Origin of the sequence: Sneathiella sp., assembly GCF_036844445.1 — a bacterium.
In the GTDB taxonomy this organism is placed as follows: Bacteria; Pseudomonadota; Alphaproteobacteria; order Sneathiellales; family Sneathiellaceae; genus Sneathiella.
In genome coordinates this window covers 116,162-133,668 of the sequence record NZ_DAIUFV010000007.1, presented here as the reverse complement: position 1 = coordinate 133,668, position 17,507 = coordinate 116,162, and the positions used below count along the sequence as shown (strand labels likewise).

The window sequence follows — 17,507 nt, the reverse complement described above, 5'->3', positions numbered from 1 at the left end:
ATAATGGTGCTTTTTGCTGAAGCCTCGTGCAGAATTGGCACCATTATGGTATATAATCCGCCAATTCGCCTTGACCCGATCCCTCGCCCTGCCCACAATTCCCGCCAACGGCCAGTAATGTCACAAACGGGGGCGCGCCATGACGCTTCAGAACGCTCTGATCATTCTCGGCGCGCTCGCGCTTGTCATTGTCGTCGGCGGCTACGCCGGAATGCAGCTTTTCTATGGCTCCATCTACAAGTTCGATCAGACCGCAACCGATCCCGATACATCCGGCCTTCCCGGCCTTCGCGAGGTGACATTCACGTCGGAGGATGGGGCCGAGGTGTCCGCCTGGATCCGGCCCCCTCAGGGAAATCTGCCCGTAATTCTTTATTTTATGGGCAATTTCACCTCTATCGGGCCATCCGTCGGCCGTCTTGCGCCCTTTCTTGAAGCGGGATACGGACTTGCCGCACTTGTCTATCGCGGCTCAAGCGGGAAAGACGGCGCGCCGGGCGAAGAAGTTTTTGCGGGCGATGCGCGGGCGCTCTATGACCAGCTTGATACCCTCATCGGCGCGCCCGTTCCGCCCGACCGGCGCATCGCCTATGGCTACAGCCTCGGCAGCGGTGTCGCTGTCCGGCTCGCGGCGGAGCGAGACGTTGCCGTCGTCGCGCTTGAAGCCGCCTATGCCCGCTTTTGCGACTATTTCACCGACCGCTATCACGGTCTGCCATTCTGCCGCGTGATGACGCGGGAGCGATATGATTCCATCGATCGCATCACCCGCATCAACGCTCCGCTGATCCTGTTCCACGGCGAGAAGGATGACGCGATTTCAATCGCCTCGGCGCGGCGGTTGTTTGACGCAGCGGCAGAGCCAAAGGAATTTCATGCCTTTGCGGACGGCACGCACGTCAATCTCGGCGACAAGGGTCTTTATCCCCTGGCGCTCGCCTTCTTTGCCGCGCATATCCCTGCGGCCGGATCAGCGATCAAGCAGTAACTCGTTTAAAATCCCGCCGATTTCGCCGATCGTCGGATCGATCATCATATTGAAATGATCGCAGGCGAAAATTTTCACGTGGATTTTTCCGGAGATGAATTTATCCCAACCGAGATAGGGGCCCGCGCGGAGAAATTCCACGCTCGCCTCGCTCCCCTTGAAGAGCAGCACATCCTCGGGATAGTCCTGCGGGCGGTAGCGGCTTTCGGCGGCGAGATAAGCCTGCGTCATGCGCTGGCCGACCAGCTCATCGGGGATTTTCTCCCCGCGGCCAAGCAGCTCCGCAATCTGCTCCATCTCACGCTGTGCCGCGCGGCTCTGCCATTTGCGAAGCGGCCAGCGCAGGGCGAAGCCGAGGCTCCATTTGCGGGCCATCCATATTTTCTCAACAAGGCTCATCTGCTGCGGTTCGATTTCCGGCGCGAGCGTGTCAAAGAAGATCAGGTTGCCGACCTCATGCCCGGCGGCGCGCAGCTGCTGCGCCATCTCGAACGCGACCACCCCACCGCCTGAATATCCGGCAAGATTATAAGGACCCTCGGGCTGGTTCTTGAGTACCGCGCCGACGTAGCAGGCGGCCATTTCCTCAATCGTTTCATGGATTTCCGTGCCGCCGTCCGAGCCAAGCGCGCGGAGCGCATAAAATGGCAGCCGGGTATCGAGATAACCGGAGAGGGAGCGGAAATTGAGCACGTTCCCGCCCGCGCCATGCACAAGATAAAGCGGCTTCACGCCAGCGGCGCCGGCCTTGATGCGGACAAGCGGCGACCAGTCGCCGTCCGCGCCCGTCTCAACGCCGGGCGCGGGCGCGGTGTCCGCAACATCAAGATTACCCTTCTGGATCACCATCGTCGCGAGCAATCGCAGCGTCGGCGCCTGAAAGAGCGTGGCGAGCGGCAGATCGGTCGCATATTCTTTGCGGATTTTCGCAAACAGGCGCACCGCGGCCAGCGAATGGCCGCCAAGATCGAAAAAATCCGCATCGGGTTCTGGCTGGCGCACGCCGAGGAGTTCCGACCAGAACTGCGCAATTTTCTCTTCCACCTTGTTGGCGTAGGTGGTGGTTGCCATCATGTCGGCCGCCGCGCTGTCATTCCGGGGGCGCAGTTTTGCGCCGATGCGCGCCATCTCGCGGGCAACATCCGCCATCGCGGTCGGCGAGACCACCATCGATGCCGCCTCGGCGTTAAAGAGCCGGTCAAAGACGGCGTCCGATTCTGCCGCAGCAATGCCTTGCGCGATCAAAACATCAACAAGCTGGCCCGGCGCCGAGACCGGATCGAAGGAGCTGCTCGCCACCCGGGTGAGGGCGAAGCCTTCCCAAAGCATCAGCACATTTCCGGCGTCATCGGTAAAGACGACATCGAAGCTCGCATAGCGGCCCGGCGTCTCCGCAACCAACCGCGCGCGGGTCTTAAAGCGCTTCGGCAGGGGCGCGAAGATACGCAACCGGTCAAGCGACATCGGCGCATAGAACGACCCCTTCTCGCCAATATCGGAAAGAAGATAGAGGCCGATTGTCGCGGCCGTATCGGTGAGGCCGGGGTGCGCCGCATAGTCTGCGAGATCCGCGGCAAATTCTTCGGGCAGGGCGAAATCCGCTTCGATCTCACCGGCCCCGGTGCGGATCTCGCCGATATTATCCCAGCGCGGGCCGAAGTCGATCAGCTCGCCCTGGGAATCCTGGCCGCTGTAATCGGCGACGGTGACATTGCCCGTCGTCTGCAGGCTGCGCGGCAGGCGCCGGTCGGTCAGGCGTTTTAAAGCAACATGCGCCCGGCAGTGCTCGATAAGCGGCGCCTCGGCGGCCGCGCTGCTCATAACCTGAAACTCATAGCCCTTGTCATCCGGCGTCAAGGACACCACAACGCGCCGCCGCGCGCCGTCCGCAAAAACCATCGGGCTGAGGAGCGAGAGGGAATGGAGCTCCCATTTCCGGCCCGGCGCCGCCGCCTCCATGGCCGCGCGGGCGATCTCGACATAGGCCGTCCCCGGCAATACCGGATCGCCGCCGACGACATGCTCATTCAGCACCCAGAGCAGCGCCGGATCATAGTAGGAGGTGAAGCTGACCGCGCCGCGATCCCCCCGCTCCGGCGGTCCGAGCAGCGGATGCGGGCCGGCCGCGCTTTCCCCGTCCGTGCGATAGGCGCGCGCCGCCATGCCGACATCGCGCCAGACGCCCCAGGAAATGGCGAGCCCGTCACGCCGCGAGGTGGCGAGGCTCTCGAGATAGCCGTTGGCGGCAACATAGTCGACCTGCCCCGGCGGCGCCGTGACAACGGAAGTGGACGAGAAGACGGCGAAGAAATCGAGCGTCCCCTCGGGAAGAAGTGCGGCGAGGTTGGCGCCGCCGATCACCTTGGGCGCAAGGATGCGTTTGGTATCGGCAAGCTCCTTGCCGAGCATCAGCCCGTCGTCCATGATGCCGGCGCCGTGGAACAGCCCGTCGATCCCGCCGAAATCGCAGCGGAATTTCTCGAGCGCTGCTTTAAGCGCCGTTTTCTCCGTCACATCCGCAGTAAGCAGACGCACCTCCCCGCCTGCGGCTTCGATTTTCCGGATCGTTTGGATAAGCGCGGCGTCTTTCGAGGCGGGGGCGTTCGCGACGAGGCAGTCCCATTCGGCCCGTTCAGGGACGGTCGAACGACCGACCAGACCTATTTTCGCCGCGGCTTTCTCACCAAGATAGCCGGCAAGCCGAAGCCCGATCCCGCCTGTGCCGCCTGTGATGATATAGCGGCCGTTCATCTTGAGGCGTTTCGGCAATCCGTCCGCCGCCATGACCGTGAGCGGCTCAAGGCTTTGCGCATAGCGCGTGCGGGCACGAAACGCGATCACATCTTCCGATGTCCGACCATTATTCTCATCGAGGATAGCTTTCGCCGCCCAGGCGGGATCCTCCCCGGCCTCAAGATCAATATACTGGCTTTGCAGCCCTGGAATTTCCCGCGGCGCCACGCGCACCGGCCCGATCAGCGTACCGAGCGCGGGGTAGGAGACATGCTCACCCCGCACAGAAACCCCGCCGCTGCCGATAAAGGTGAGGCGGATATCCTCCGGCGGATCAAGCGACTGGATCGTCCGGGCGAGGCAGAATGCAGTTTCGAACAATCCCGTCTGGCCATCGACAGCTGCCGCCATCGGCCAGCCATTTATGATATGCGCCGGCATCTCGCCTAGGGCATCGAATAGCGCTTCGAAATCGGCGATCTCGTTGGGCGCGATGCGATATTCGGTGTCGCTTTTGCGGAACTGGTCACCGGGGCGCACGATCGCAATTTTCTCCCGCCGTTCGCTCAGCAAGTGAACAAGCGCCGTTGAGACCGGATCGCCGCCATGGAAAATAAGCCAGAGTCCGCCGTAACGCGCCTCTGCGGGCGGCACAGGGGCGACCTTCCAGCCTTTCGTGCTGAACCAGTCATCAATGTTGGCTTTCCGCGTCAGGCGGATAACATTGTCCTCTTCCGCGCCCGCCGCGTCGGCAAGCAGTCCGCGGCCCGGCTCGATCCAGTGGCGCTCCCTGGCGAAGGCATAGGTCGGCAGCGAGACGCGCCGTCCGCCCGCTCCCGGAAGGGCATTCCAGTCAAGCTCGCCGCCCGCCGTCCAGACGCGTCCGGCGGCAGTCAGCGCCCGCGCCATATCATCGTCCGCCTCCTTCGGCGGCCGGCCGGAAGAGACGATCGCGCGCGGCTCATGCTTGCCGCAGATCATCTCGGCGAGCGGGCCGAGGGTTTGGCCGGGTCCAACCTCCAGAAGAATGCGCCCGGGCTTTTCCAGCACCGTCTCCACCGCATCGGCGAACAGCACGGTATGGCGCAAATGCCGCACCCAGTAGTCGATGGTCGTGAAATCCCCTGCCTCCGGCCAGCCGCCGCGGAGCGACGAGACCAGCGGAATGTCCGGCTCCATCAGTCGGATGCCGTCGATGCCGCGGCGGAAATTGTCGAGTTGATTGTCGAGGATGCGGCTGTGGGCGGCGACATTGATGCGCACCCGCGTCGCTTCATATTCGGTGCCCCTGAGGCGGCTCTCCAGCGCATCGATATCGGCAACACGGCCCGAGACGACGCAAAGATCGGGCGCATTCAGCGCCGCGATATCGAGATGATCACCGATCATCTCCAGCACCTTCTCACGCGGGGCGGGGATAATGCTCATCGCCCCCGCCGCGGCCGCATCCATCACCTTGCCGCGCCAGACGACAACCTTCAGGGCATCCGCGATCGACATGACCCCCGCGATCACGGCCCCCGCATATTCGCCGGCGCTGTGGCCAAGGATGGCGGCCGGGCGAATGCCCCAGCTTTCGAACAGCCGCGCATAGGCATATTCAAGGATAAAAAGTGCCGGAATGGCGTAAGCCGACTTCTCCATGCTGGCCCGCGCGTCGCTGTCGGCGAGCGTCTTCTCGAACATGACGCTGCGCAGGTCGGCCGGCGCATCGGCCGGGATCTGACGGAAACATTCATCGACCGCCGCCCGGAACGCCTCCGACTGGGCGAGCAGATCCGCGCCGGCACCCGGATACTGCGCGCCGCCACCCGGAAACATGAAAACGACCTCCACCGCGCCCTTCTCGGCCACCCCCGACGCGACATGCGAGGGCGCCTCGCCCCAAAGCGCGGCTTTCAGATCATCGGTCGATTTCGCGGCGATTGCCCGCCGGGCAGTGAATTCGCGCCGTCCATGGCGGAGCGTGAAGGCGGCATCCGCGAGATCCGGCATTTCGGGCGAGGTGACGAATTCCCGCCACTTCTCGGTGAGCCCGTCAAGCGCGGCGGCATTGCGCGCCGAAAAGGGGAAGAGCCGCCAGCAGTCTTCCCGAGGCTGCACTGGGCGGAGCGGCGCCTCTTCCACAATCGCATGCGCGTTGGTGCCGCCGACACCGAGGGAATTGATCCCGGCCCGGCGCGGCGTCGCGCCCCGCGGCCAGGGACGGCTTTCCGCCACCACATAGAAGGGGCTGTTGGCAATATCGAAGCGGCCGTTGGGCGTCTTGTAATGCAGCGAGGCCGGGATCATCTCATGGCGGAGCGCCTCCACCACCTTGATCAGGCTGGTTGCTCCGGCGGCGGTGTCGAGATGCCCGACATTGCTCTTGACCGAGCCGATGCCGCAAAAGCCCTTCCCGCCGGCGCCATAGGCCTCCGACAGGCCGGCAAGCTCGATGGGATCGCCGACCGGCGTTCCGGTGCCATGCGCCTCGACATAGGTGATGGTCTCGACAGGGACATTGGCGATGGCGAGGGCCTCGGCCGCCGCTTCCGCCTGCCCGTCAACGCTCGGCGCAAGATATCCCGCCTTCTGCGCGCCGTCGTTATTGACGGCGGAGCCGATCAGCACGGCCTTGATATCATCGCCGTCCGCCAGCGCATCTTCAAGCCGGCGCAGCACGACGAGCGCCGCGCCGGAGCCAAAGACGGTTCCCTGGCTGTCATTGTCAAACGGGCGGCAGAGCCCGTCCGGCGACTGGATTTCGCCCTCCACATATTTATAGCCGTGCCGATGCGGCAATTCCACCGTCACCCCGCCGGCAATTGCCATATCGCATTCCATCGAAAGCAGGCTTGCCGCCGCCTGATGGACGGCGACGAGCGAGGTCGAGCAGGCCGTCTGGATCGCCACCGACGGGCCCTGCAAATTCAGGAGATAGGAGAGGCGGGTGGTAAGAAAATCCTTGTCGTTGCCGGTATGGCGCAAGAGGAACATGCCGATCTCCGCCACCAGATCGGGATTGGTGAGAAGGTTGAACGGCAGATAGGCCTGCATGCCGGAGCCGGCAAATACGCCGATACGGCCCTCGAAACGCTCGGGCATATGCCCGGCATCCTCCAGCGCCTCCCAGGCGCATTCAAGGAAATGGCGGTGCTGCGGATCGAGAATGGCGGCCTCGCGCGGCGAGAAGCCGAAGAACCCGGCATCGAAGCATTCCATGTCGGCAAGGCAGTTGGCCGCCCGGACATAGTTCGGATCGGCGAGCTCCTTCGGGCTCACGCCATTCGCCAGCATCTCCTCATCGCTGAACCAGCGCGTGCCGATACGGCCTTCAGAGAGCAGATTCCAAAGCTGCGAGACCGTGCGCGCCGACGGAAACCGCCCCGCCATGCCGACAATGGCAATCTTCTCAGATGGCTCTATTTCCACCCCATGCTCCGTCATATCGCTTTCTTGCCGCCCCGGGCACGGCCTCATCCTTCAACCGACACCTTATCATCCTGCCAAACATACTCGGCAAAGTATAGTGCGTGTTATCCGACCTGGGCTCCCGACCTCGCCGCCATACGTGCCCGGCGAGCCGCCGCGCGCTGCGCGCCCCGCATCGCCGCCGTGTTCGCCCCCTCCACGCTGCCGCCGTCAATATGCCGGGCAAGCGCCTGAATGGTCGAGAAGCGGAACATGTCGGTGATGGCAACCTCCCGATCGAACAGCTCCTTCAGGCGGCGCTGCACCTGCACGACCAGCAGCGAATGGCCGCCGAGATCGAAGAAGTTGTCGGTCACGCCAACCTCGCCAAGGCCGAGCGCCTCGCACCAGATGCGGGCGATCGCGGCTTCGGTATCGCTTTGCGCCACGTCCGCCGCGACACGCGCGGGGCCTTGCGGCTTCGGCAGCGCCTTGCGGTCAATCTTGCCGTTCGGCGTTTCGGGCATGCGATCGAGAACAATCACCTGCGAGGGCGTCATGAATTCAGGCAGAACCTCGCCGAGCTTCTTACGGACGGCCTGCGGATCGATGGTATAGCCCGGCGTCGCGGTGGCGAACGCGACCAGCCGCTTGTCGCTGTCGCCCGTCTCGAAGACGGTGACGGCGGCATCTTTGACCTCTTCGAGCGCGCCAAGTTTTGCCTCGATCTCGCCAAGCTCGATGCGGTGACCGCGGACCTTCACCTGATTGTCCATCCGGCCATGGAATTCGAGCCGCCCGTCCGGCATATGGCGCACAAGATCGCCGGTGCGGTAATAGCGCCCCTCGGGCGTATCGAGGAACCGCTCGGCCGTCAATTGCTCCCGGTTCCAATAGCCGCGCGCGACGCCTTCACCGCCGATCCAGAGCTCCCCGGCAACGCCGCTTGGCAGCGCCTGCCCGAACTCGTTGCGGACCGAATAAATCGTGTTGGCCATAGCTTCGCCAAGCGGAATGGTCTCCTCGACCGTCTTGAGGTCAGCGACCGACGACCAGACCGCCGTCTCGGTCGTGCCATACATATTGAGCAGTGAGCCCTTGAGGTGGCTGCGCAGGTTGCGCGCAAGCTCCGGCGGGAAGCCCTCGCCGCCGACCATCATCACCTGCAGCCGGCCAAGCGCCGTCCGCCCCGCCTGTTCGGCGACAAGGAAGGACGCCATCGACGGCGTGCACTGGAAATGCGTGATGTCATACTCGGCGATCTGCTCGGCAACCGACGCCTGCCGCGCGACGCCGCCCTCGGCAATCAGATTGTTCTTCAGCTCATTGATATAGGTGAGATGCTTTAGCACCAGATCGGTATCGACGCCGAAATCGATCAGGCAGGCGATTTCATCGACCCCCATGCGGGCGATCTCGCGCACCAGCTCCTGACAGCTTTCCGGCGTACCGAACAGGCCGCTTGTCTGGTAATAGCGCTCGAACGCATGATCGAGAAGGGCGTCCATTTCCTCGTCGGTCAGCGCCTGCTTCTCGAACACCTCCTGCGGCGTGACGCCGGTCGCATCGGCCTTCTGCTTGAAGGTCGGCGAGCTCCAGGACGCTCGGCGCAGCAGGTCGACGGAACTCCGGAGATATTCCTTCATCGGCGCGCGCACGATCTCGCGCACCTCATCCTCATCCTCGCCGACGAATGTATGCAGCATCAGCGAGACTTTGCCCGCGCCGGGATGGCCGGCCGCGCGCCAGGCCATTCGGTAGGCGCGAATTTTCTCCGCCACATCCTCAAATTTCTGGCCAAGGAGATGGGTCAGCACATAACAGCCCTTCTCGGCGGCGGCGGCAAAGGTTTCGGGATTGCCCGCGGCCGTCAGCCAGAGCGGGATATCGCCCTTTACCGGCCGCGGTAGGGTAGAGATTTCCACCTCCTCGCCCTTGTGGTTCGGCAGCTTGATGCTCTCGCCCCGCCACAATTTTCGCAGCGTATCAATGCCGTCCAGCATCACGTCTTTGCGGTTTTCGAAATTCTCCGGCTGCAGCACGAAGTCATTGGGCTGCCAGCCGCTCGCGACTGCAATGCCGGCGCGCCCGGCGGAAATATTATCGACGAGCGCCCAGTCCTCCGCAACGCGCACCGGATTATGCAGCGGCAGCACGCAGGAGCCGGCGCGGATATCGACATTTTTGGTCATCGAGGCGACGGCCGCCGAGCTTACGGCCGGGTTCGGATAGAGCCCGCCGAAGGCATGGAAATGCCGCTCGGGCGTCCAGATCGCCTCAAAACCGTTCTCATCGGCAAATTTTGCGCCCTGCAGGAGCAGTCGGTAAGCCTCATGCCCGCTGCCCGCGACTTCCGAGGCGAAATAAAAGAGGCTGAAGCCCGGCACCGGCGCCGAGGCCGCGCCGTCCGTCTGGAGGATAATGGTGAAACCGCGCGCAAGGCTCCAGAAAATCTCGAGCACGGAGATATCGAAGGAAACCGAGGTGATGGCGAGCAGCCGCACTTCCCCGTCATGGGGGACGGCTATATCGGTGCCCTTGAAGAAATTCACGATATTGCGATGCGTCAGCATCACGCCTTTCGGAAGCCCGGTGGAGCCCGACGTATACATCATATAGGCAAGGTCCGCCGGCTCACCGGCCGGGATGGTGAAGGGCTGCGCGCCCGACACCTCGGGATAGATGACCTTTTCCGGATCGAGGCGGAAGCGGATTTCCGTCGTCGGGCTCGCGACAACGATCGGGGTCTTGCTGTCCTCGATCATAAAGGCAACACGCTCCGCCGGATAGGCGGGGTCGAGCGGCAAATAGGCGGCACCGGTTTTCAGGATGGCGAGCAGCGAGACGATCAGGTCGGTCGATCGTTCGAGACAAAGCCCGACGATAACCCCGCGTTTTGCGCCGCGTGCCGCAAGTTTCGCAGCCAGCACATCCGCCCGCGCGTCCAGCTCGGCATAAGTCAGCACATCTTCATCCGCTTTCAGCGCGATGGCGTCCGGCGTTTTACCCACCTGCTCGCGGATCACGTCATGGATGCGCTTATCGCGGGGATAATCGACGCCCATATGATCCATGCCGATCTTCACCTCCTCGGGATCGGTGAGCGGCAGCTTGCGAAGCGGCTGCAAGGAGGCCCCCGCAAAGGCGTTCAGGAAATGGCTGAGATCGCGGGCGATATGGCCGAGCATGTCGCGCGCATAAAGCCCGGTCCGGACGATAAGCCGCGGATTGCTACCAAGATTGAGAAGGAAGTGTCGGTCTGACAGAAGCTCGGCGTCGCTTCCCTCCTGCGTCGTGACGGCAACGCGCAGCGCGCGAAGCGCAACGTCGCGCGCCGCGAGATCAGGGAGCCGGGCGATCAGATCAACGCTGCGGGGGCCCGCAGCCGTCCCTTCGGCAATTTTCCGCCGGCAGGCGTCGATTGTCTCAGCAACACTCGCGTTCGCATCCACGTCAAGCGTGACAAGCTGGCTTTGCGCAATCAGCGGATGCCGGTCACCGGCGCCGTCCACGGCGCAGGAGACGGTCTTCGCCCCCATCAACAGCGAATGCCAGACGAGGAGCGCCGCAGCCGCTTCCGTCGCGTCAAAAGAAGCGGTAAGCGAGAGAGGCGCCGCCATTGCGCCCGTTGCAAGGTCGCGGTTGGACGGATAGGGAGATTGCGGCGGCTCGGCTTTGGTGAGCGCGTCCTGCCAGTAAAGCTCCGCGCCGGCCACAGCTTCCAGCGTCTCGCGCGCAAGCGGCGCGAGCGGCGGAACCTGCCCGCCCGGCTGCAACCCCAGCGCATTCGGATGGCGCGGCTCGCCCGCAAGGCAGCGGAAATCGCTAAGCTGCACATCGTGATCGGTGGCGGAAATGGTAACCGATGTATCGTCAAGCGCAACGACCTGCCCCGGCGCGCCGGTCGCAGGTCCCGCTTCGATTTTCAGCGTCCCAACCAGCGAGACGACATCGCCCGCCGCGAGCTTCGCGGCGCCGAGCGGGTTGGCGTAGGATCCGAAATCGAGCGCGCGGACGAGCCGGTCAAGCTCGGAAGCGGACTTCGTGAAATCCAGCGCACCCAAATTCTGTGGCCGCATGGTGGCGCTATAGACATTCTTCTCCGCCCCCTGCTCCGCGAGAGTGAAAGAGCCGTCTTTCAGCTCCTCGACCAGCTCCGCAAAGGAGGCGAGGCCCGCCTCATAGCATTTCGCATTGAGGCTCATCGAGGTTTCATCGGGCGCGATTTCGACCGGCCCGGTCTTCAGGATCCGGCCCGCATCCGGCGTCTCCTTCATCTCATGCCAGGTCACGGCATGAGAGGTTTCGCCATTCATCAGGGCCCAGGAGGTGACATTGATGCCGGTATATTTCGGCAGCGGCCCGTCGAAGAAGTTGATCGCGAGCTCGTGCGGCTGGACCGGCAGATGCTGCGGAAAGACTGTCAGGTTGACGACGCTGAAGAGATAATCGAAGGAAATCTCGCCAAGGCCATCGTCATCGGGGGCGGCGAAAAGCGGCAGACCCGCAGCCTCTGCCCAGGCACGTATCCGCGGCTCTTTACTCAAAACTCCCGCAATCTTCCCGCCGGCGCGTTCAAACTCCTCGGCGCATTGGACGAGAAGGGTACCCTCACCCACAAAAAAACCGTTCATTGTATTTTTCGGTCCTTCAGCCTTGTATATTCAGGAAGTACATCTCCACTTTCACAAACGTATAAATCAACTAGGTTTATTATCCCTTAACTTGCCGACATGAGGCGCTCTGATGACCATCGCCTAGCGCGGAATATCGCTGACGAACGCAGGGACATGGTACCCCTTCTGTACCGCCGCGCGGTCGGCAATCCGACAATACCATCTTTTTATGTTCGGATAGTGATCAAGATTAATTGTTTGCCACTCAAAGCGTGAGACCCACGGCCAAATCGCGATATCGGCGAGGCTGTAGTCCCCGGCGATAAAATCCTGTCCCGCCAGCGCATTCTCGAGCACCTGATAGAGCCGCTTTACCTCATTGAGGAACCGCGTTTCCGCATAAGCCGATTTGCCGGGATTGAAATGCACGAAATGATGCACCTGTCCGCACACCGGGCCGAAACCCGCCATCTGCCACATCAGCCACTCCATCATCCGCGAGCGCGCCGCGAGATCCGCCGGGACGAGCTTTCCGCCCGCCTTCTCCGCAAGATAAAGCATGATCGCCGCCGACTCCATCATGCGGATTCCGGTGTCGGTGTCAAATATGGCCGGAATTTTGCCGTTTGGCGAGATCGCGATGAACTCCGGCCGCGCCTGTTCCCCCTTCGTGATATCGACCGGTATCGTCCGATAGGGCAAGCCGAGCTCCTCAAGCAGGATCGAAACTTTTCGTCCGTTCGGGGTTGTCCAGGTATAAAAGTCGATCATCCCGCCCCCCTTGACCTTTCCTCTTCGCTATCGGTCCGTGGCCTTCGCGCTGCCTTGCGCCCGGGCCGCGGCGAGGCTTTGTTCAGGCGTCAATGCCTCGGTATCCACGATGACCTCAATAACTGCCGCCTTGCCTGCCGCCTCGGCGGCTTTGAAAACATCGGCGAAATCCCGGGTTCTGGTAACCTTTTCCCCGAACGCCCCATACGCACGGGCGAGCGCGGCAAAATCCGGATTGGCGAGCGTTGTCGCGTGCACCCGTTCGGGATATGTCCGCTCCTGATGCATCCGGATGGTGCCGAGAATACCGTTATTGACGATAACAAAGATCACCGCGGCATTGAACTGCATCGCGGTTGCAAGCTCCTGCCCAAGCATCATGAAGCAACCGTCACCGCTGAAACTCACCACGGTGCGCGACGGCTCGGTCAGCTTGGCGCTGATGGCGGCGGGGACGCTGTAGCCCATCGCCCCGCTGGTCGGCGCAAGCTGGGTGCGGAATTTCTTGTGCTGGAAGAAACGGTGCACCCAGACGGCGTAATTGCCCGCCCCCGCGGTAACTATGGCGTCCTCGGGCAGCGTTTTGTTGAGCCAGGCGACGATCTCGCCAAGATTGACCGGCCCCGGCACTTTCGTTGGCTGGATGCGGGCGAGATAATCCTCCCGCGCACCCGCAACCCACGCGGCGCGGCGGGACGCGCCCTCCGGCGGAATCGCCCGGGCTGCCGCGGCAAATTCCGGCATCCGGGCATTGATGGCAAGGTCCGGCTGATAAACGCGACCCAACTCGCTCGCCCCCGGATGGACATGCACGAGCGGCATTGCGGGGTTCGGCACGTCGATCAGCGTATAGCCCTGCGTCGTCATCTCACCAAGCCGCGGGCCGACGACGAGCAACAAATCGCTCTCGCGGATGCGGGCGGCGAGCTTCGGGTTGATGGCGATACCGACATCGCCCGCATAGTTGGGATGGCGATTGTCGAAACAGTCCTGCGAGCGGAGCGAGGCGCCGACCGGAATCTCGTGGGCGGCGGCAAATTCCTCTATATCCTTCACGGCATTGGCAGTCCATGTCGCGCCGCCGACAAGCATAAACGGTCGCTCCGCCGTCTTGAGCCGGGCCGCAAGCTCCGCCATGTCCGCCGCCGCCGGCGCAATATGCGGGGCGACGGCGGCCTTCGCGATATCGGCAACCTCGGCACATTCGGTCAGCATGTCCTCGGGCAGCGCAAGAACGACCGGGCCCGGCCGCCCGGAGAGCGCCGTATAAAACGCGCGGCTCACATATTCGGGAATGCGCCGCACGTCATCGATCTCGGCGACCCATTTCGCCATCTCACCGAACACCCGGCGATAATCCATCTCCTGAAACGCCTCCCGGTCGATGGCGTCGCGCCCGACCTGCCCGACAAAGAGGATCATCGGCGTGCTGTCCTGAAAGGCGGTGTGCAGCCCGATCGAGGCGTTGGTGGCGCCGGGGCCGCGCGTCACCATACAGATGCCGGGCCGCCCCGTCAGCTTGCCATAGGCCTCCGCCATATTGGCCGCGCCGCCCTCGTGGCGGGTGTTGATCATGCGGATGCGGTTGGTGTGATTGTAAAGCCCGTCGATGACCGCGAGGTAGCTTTCCCCCGGCACGCAGAACACCGTATCGACCCCCTGCAGGGCGAGCTGATCGGCGAGAATATGACCGCCAAGTCTGGGTTTTGGGGATTGTGACATTTCTACCTCTCGTTTTGCATCGGCCGGCGCCTTCTGATCCTAGCAGATTGTCCCGACAAACCAATGCCAAGATTAGAAATCTGCCATTTAGCGTCAGGCGCGCCGGCGCGCCGCTGCGGCGACCGAAAAAACGGCAAAAAGGACTGCCGCCGCGGTCACGATACTGGGTCCCGAGGGCGTATCCAGCGCCACCGATCCCGAAACGCCGAGCAGGACGGCGATAATACCGAAGAGGGCGGCGGAGATGGCCATGCTTTCCGGCGAGGAGACAAGCTGGCGCGCCGTTGCCGCCGGGATGATCAGCATCGACGTGATCAGCAGGATCCCGACGATGCGGATCGAAACCGCGACGACGATGGTCATCAGCAGCATCAGGAGGATATTGGCCCAGACCGTATTCACCCCCTCGGCGCGGGCGAGATCTTCATGCAGCGTCATCAGCGTGAGCGCCGGCCAGTTGAGGATCAGAAGCCCGATCACAACGGCGCCGCCGCCATAAATCCAGTAGATGTCGGCCATCCGGACCGTCAGGATGTCGCCAAAAAGATAGCTGTAAAGATCGAAGCTGACATTGCCGAGAAAGCTGATCGCCACCATGCCGATAGAGAGCGCGGCATGGGCGAGGATGCCGAGAAGTGTGTCTGTCGCCAGTACGCGGCGCTGCTGCAACCAGACCAGCAGGAGCGCAAAGCCGGTGCAGACAAGCACCGTCGCAAGGTTGAGATTAATGCCATAGAGCAGGCCAAGCGCGATGCCGAGCAGCGCGCTGTGGGCAAGGGAATCGCCGAAATAGGCCATTCGCCGCCAGACCACGAAACAGCCAAGCGGTCCGGCGATCAGCGCAACGCCGATGCCCGCCGCCACGGCGCGAAGAAGAAAATCATCCATTCTGCGTCGCCTCCGGCTTCGGGTCCTGGGCGCTCGGCCCCTCAAATGCGCCACCATCATGGTGGATTGGCAAAGATATTGCCCCTTTTTGGTGCCGTTCTTGGCCGTGGTCGTGGTCGTGAGCGTGCACATGGTCATGATCGTGATCGTGATCGTGATCATGCCCGTGGTCATGGCTGTGGTTATAGACCGCCATCAGCCGCGCCATATCCGATCCGAACAGCCCGACGAACTCGGGATCGCGCGTCACGAGATGCGGCGCGCCCGAACAGCAGATGTGATGATAGAGGCAGACCACCTCGCGCGTGCTCGACATCACCAGATGCAGATCATGCGAAACCATCAGGATGCTGATATCCCGCTCCTCATAAATCCGCTCAATCAGGCGGTAGAAGCCAAGCTGGCCGGTCACGTCGAGGTTCTGCGCGGGCTCATCGAGCACCAGCAGCGCCGGATTGTCGAGCAGCGCCCGGGCGAGCAGGACCCGCTGCAACTCGCCGCCCGAAAGAACATGCAGCGGCTGATCGAGATAGTCGGTGATGGCCGTTTCCCCCGCCACCCGTTCAATCTCGGCGGCGGAGGCCCTTTTGCGCAAGGTGAGGAAGCGGCGCACCCGGATCGGAACCGTCTGATCGGCAACCAGGCGCTGCGGCACATAGCCGATTTTGAGCCCGCTGCGCCGGATAATCTTCCCCGCGGACGGCGCATAAAACCCCATCATGCATTTCAGCAGCATGGATTTTCCCGCGCCGTTCGGCCCGATAATGGTAATGAAGTCCTTCTCCCCGATGCCCAGCGAGACGTCATCAAGGATGGTCCGGCCATCCCGGCGCACGCTGATGTGCTGCGCGGCGAGTAAGTCGGCCATCCGTCAGTTGACCTTGCGGCATTGCCGGCACAGGCCGGAGATTTCAAGGGTGATCTGCTCGGCCCGGAAGTCCCGCGCCGCCGTCGTCCGCTCGATCGCCGCGACGATATCCGGATTGCAGCATTCCTCCGCCTCGCCGCAGCCGCTGCAGATCAGGAAATAGCATTCCGGGTGACGGAGCGGATGGCTGCAGCCGACAAAGGCGTTGAGACTGCTGATCTTGTGGACAAGGCCGTGTTCGGTCAGAAAATCAAGCGCGCGGTAGACCGTCGGCGGCTTTACGGCGGCCAGCCGATGATCCAGCTTCTCGAGCAGATCATAGGCTTTGACCGGCCCGTGGCTTTCCCAGACCAGTTCCAGCACCTTGCGGCGGATCTCGGTAAAGCGCACGTCCCGCGCCGCGCAGATAGCTTCCGCCTGCCGCAGCGCGTCGGCAACGCACTCGTCATGGGCGGCGCATTTATGCATGAATTTTTTCCGAAAAGGCGATTGACATGGAAACGTTATAATATAACATCCGCACCTCCGCAACACGATATTTGTTGAGCCCCGCCCATGCGCCTGATGCATATTTTTAGTGCCGCCCTGTTTTTTGCCCTCATTGCCACACCCGGCGCGCGGGCCGCTAAGACAGGCGACATCGTCGTCACGATCAAGCCGCTGCATTCGCTGGTGCAGGGCGTTATCGGCGAGACGGGCGAGGCGCGGCTGCTGGTTGCGGGCGCCGCGTCCGTGCACGGCTTTTCCCTCAAGCCCTCGCAGGTGAAAGCGCTGCAGGAGGCGCGGGCCGTCTTTTATATCGACGAGACGCTGGAGGAATTTCTGAAAAACGCGCTTCTCTCCCTGCCGGACAGCGTGCGCAAGATCCCGCTCGTCCAGGCGGACGGAATCTCATTGCTCAAAAGAAGAGCGGGCGGCGCATGGGACGATCACGATCATGCCTCCGGTCACAGCCACAATCATTCCAGCCCGAACGGCGCGCCGGGTGCATATGCCGGGTATAACCCCCACCTCTGGCTCGATCCGGAGAACGCAATCCATATAACGGAAACCGTCGCGGCGACGCTTGGCGAGATATATCCCGAGAACGCCGCGATCTACGCCGAGAATGCGGCCCGCCAGATCGCAAGGTTGAAGATACTGGATGAAGAGATTGCGGCCCGTCTTGCCGCCGTCCGGGGCATTCCCTTCGTCGTGCTGCATGACGCCTATCCGTATTTTGAAGCGCGCTACGGGCTCACCGCCGTCGGCTCTCTCACCATCGAGCCAGACGCGCCGTCCTCGGCAAGGAAGCTGGCCGACATTCGCGAAAAGCTGCGCAGCAGCGGGGCGCGCTGCCTGTTCCGCGAGCCGCAGTTCAATGACCGGCTGCTGGTGACGGCCGCGGAGGATCTGCCGGTGAAGATTGGCGTTCTCGATCCGCTCGGCGCCGATATCCCGGCCGATGAGGCGCTTTATTTCTCGCTCATGATGACACTCACGGACGGTTTTCTCGCCTGCCTTCGCAGCTGACGGGACGCCATGACGC

9 protein-coding genes are annotated in these 17,507 nt (G+C 62.8%); 2 read left to right on the top strand and 7 right to left on the bottom strand.

Features of this window, described 5'->3' with window-relative positions; translation table 11 throughout:
* Window positions 1-139: 139 nt before the first annotated feature.
* Complete coding sequence (locus tag V7Z56_RS13860) at window positions 140-988, top strand: alpha/beta hydrolase (protein WP_334130104.1); 849 nt, start codon at window positions 140-142, stop codon at window positions 986-988.
* On the opposite strand, the gene V7Z56_RS13855 is transcribed toward V7Z56_RS13860, so the two are convergent.
* The 7 genes from V7Z56_RS13855 to V7Z56_RS13825 form a co-directional block, all read right to left on the bottom strand.
* On the bottom strand, window positions 971-7,150 hold the full coding sequence (locus tag V7Z56_RS13855; protein WP_334130103.1) for a type I polyketide synthase: 6,180 nt from the start codon (window positions 7,148-7,150) through the stop codon (window positions 971-973). The two genes, V7Z56_RS13860 and V7Z56_RS13855, sit on opposite strands and share 18 nt — an antisense overlap.
* 89 nt (window positions 7,151-7,239) lie before the next feature.
* A complete protein-coding gene (locus V7Z56_RS13850) occupies window positions 7,240-11,733 on the bottom strand; it encodes a MupA/Atu3671 family FMN-dependent luciferase-like monooxygenase (RefSeq protein WP_334130102.1) in 4,494 nt (1,497 codons plus the stop codon).
* A gap of 138 nt (window positions 11,734-11,871) precedes the next feature.
* On the bottom strand, window positions 11,872-12,501 hold the full coding sequence (locus tag V7Z56_RS13845; protein ID WP_334130101.1) for a glutathione S-transferase family protein: 630 nt from the start codon (window positions 12,499-12,501) through the stop codon (window positions 11,872-11,874).
* 27 nt (window positions 12,502-12,528) lie between these two features.
* Window positions 12,529-14,223, bottom strand: coding sequence for a thiamine pyrophosphate-binding protein (locus V7Z56_RS13840; protein ID WP_334130100.1), 1,695 nt, complete (start codon window positions 14,221-14,223; stop codon window positions 12,529-12,531).
* Window positions 14,224-14,316: 93 nt separating this feature from the next.
* The gene (locus tag V7Z56_RS13835) at window positions 14,317-15,111 is read right to left on the bottom strand and encodes an iron chelate uptake ABC transporter family permease subunit (protein WP_334130099.1); all 795 of its coding nucleotides are present in this window, start codon (window positions 15,109-15,111) and stop codon (window positions 14,317-14,319) included.
* Window positions 15,104-15,979, bottom strand: a complete 876-nt coding sequence (locus V7Z56_RS13830) for an ATP-binding cassette domain-containing protein (protein ID WP_334130098.1) — start codon at window positions 15,977-15,979, stop codon at window positions 15,104-15,106. The genes V7Z56_RS13835 and V7Z56_RS13830 overlap by 8 nt, the downstream gene beginning before the upstream one ends.
* 3 nt (window positions 15,980-15,982) lie before the next feature.
* Entirely contained in the window at window positions 15,983-16,447 is a 465-nt protein-coding gene (locus V7Z56_RS13825; protein ID WP_334130097.1) for a Fur family transcriptional regulator, read from the bottom strand.
* 96 nt (window positions 16,448-16,543) lie between these two features.
* On the opposite strand from V7Z56_RS13825, the gene V7Z56_RS13820 reads away from it, so the two are divergent.
* A complete protein-coding gene (locus tag V7Z56_RS13820; RefSeq protein ID WP_334130096.1) occupies window positions 16,544-17,491 on the top strand; it encodes a zinc ABC transporter substrate-binding protein in 948 nt (315 codons plus the stop codon).
* The last annotated feature ends 16 nt before the right edge of the window (window positions 17,492-17,507 follow it).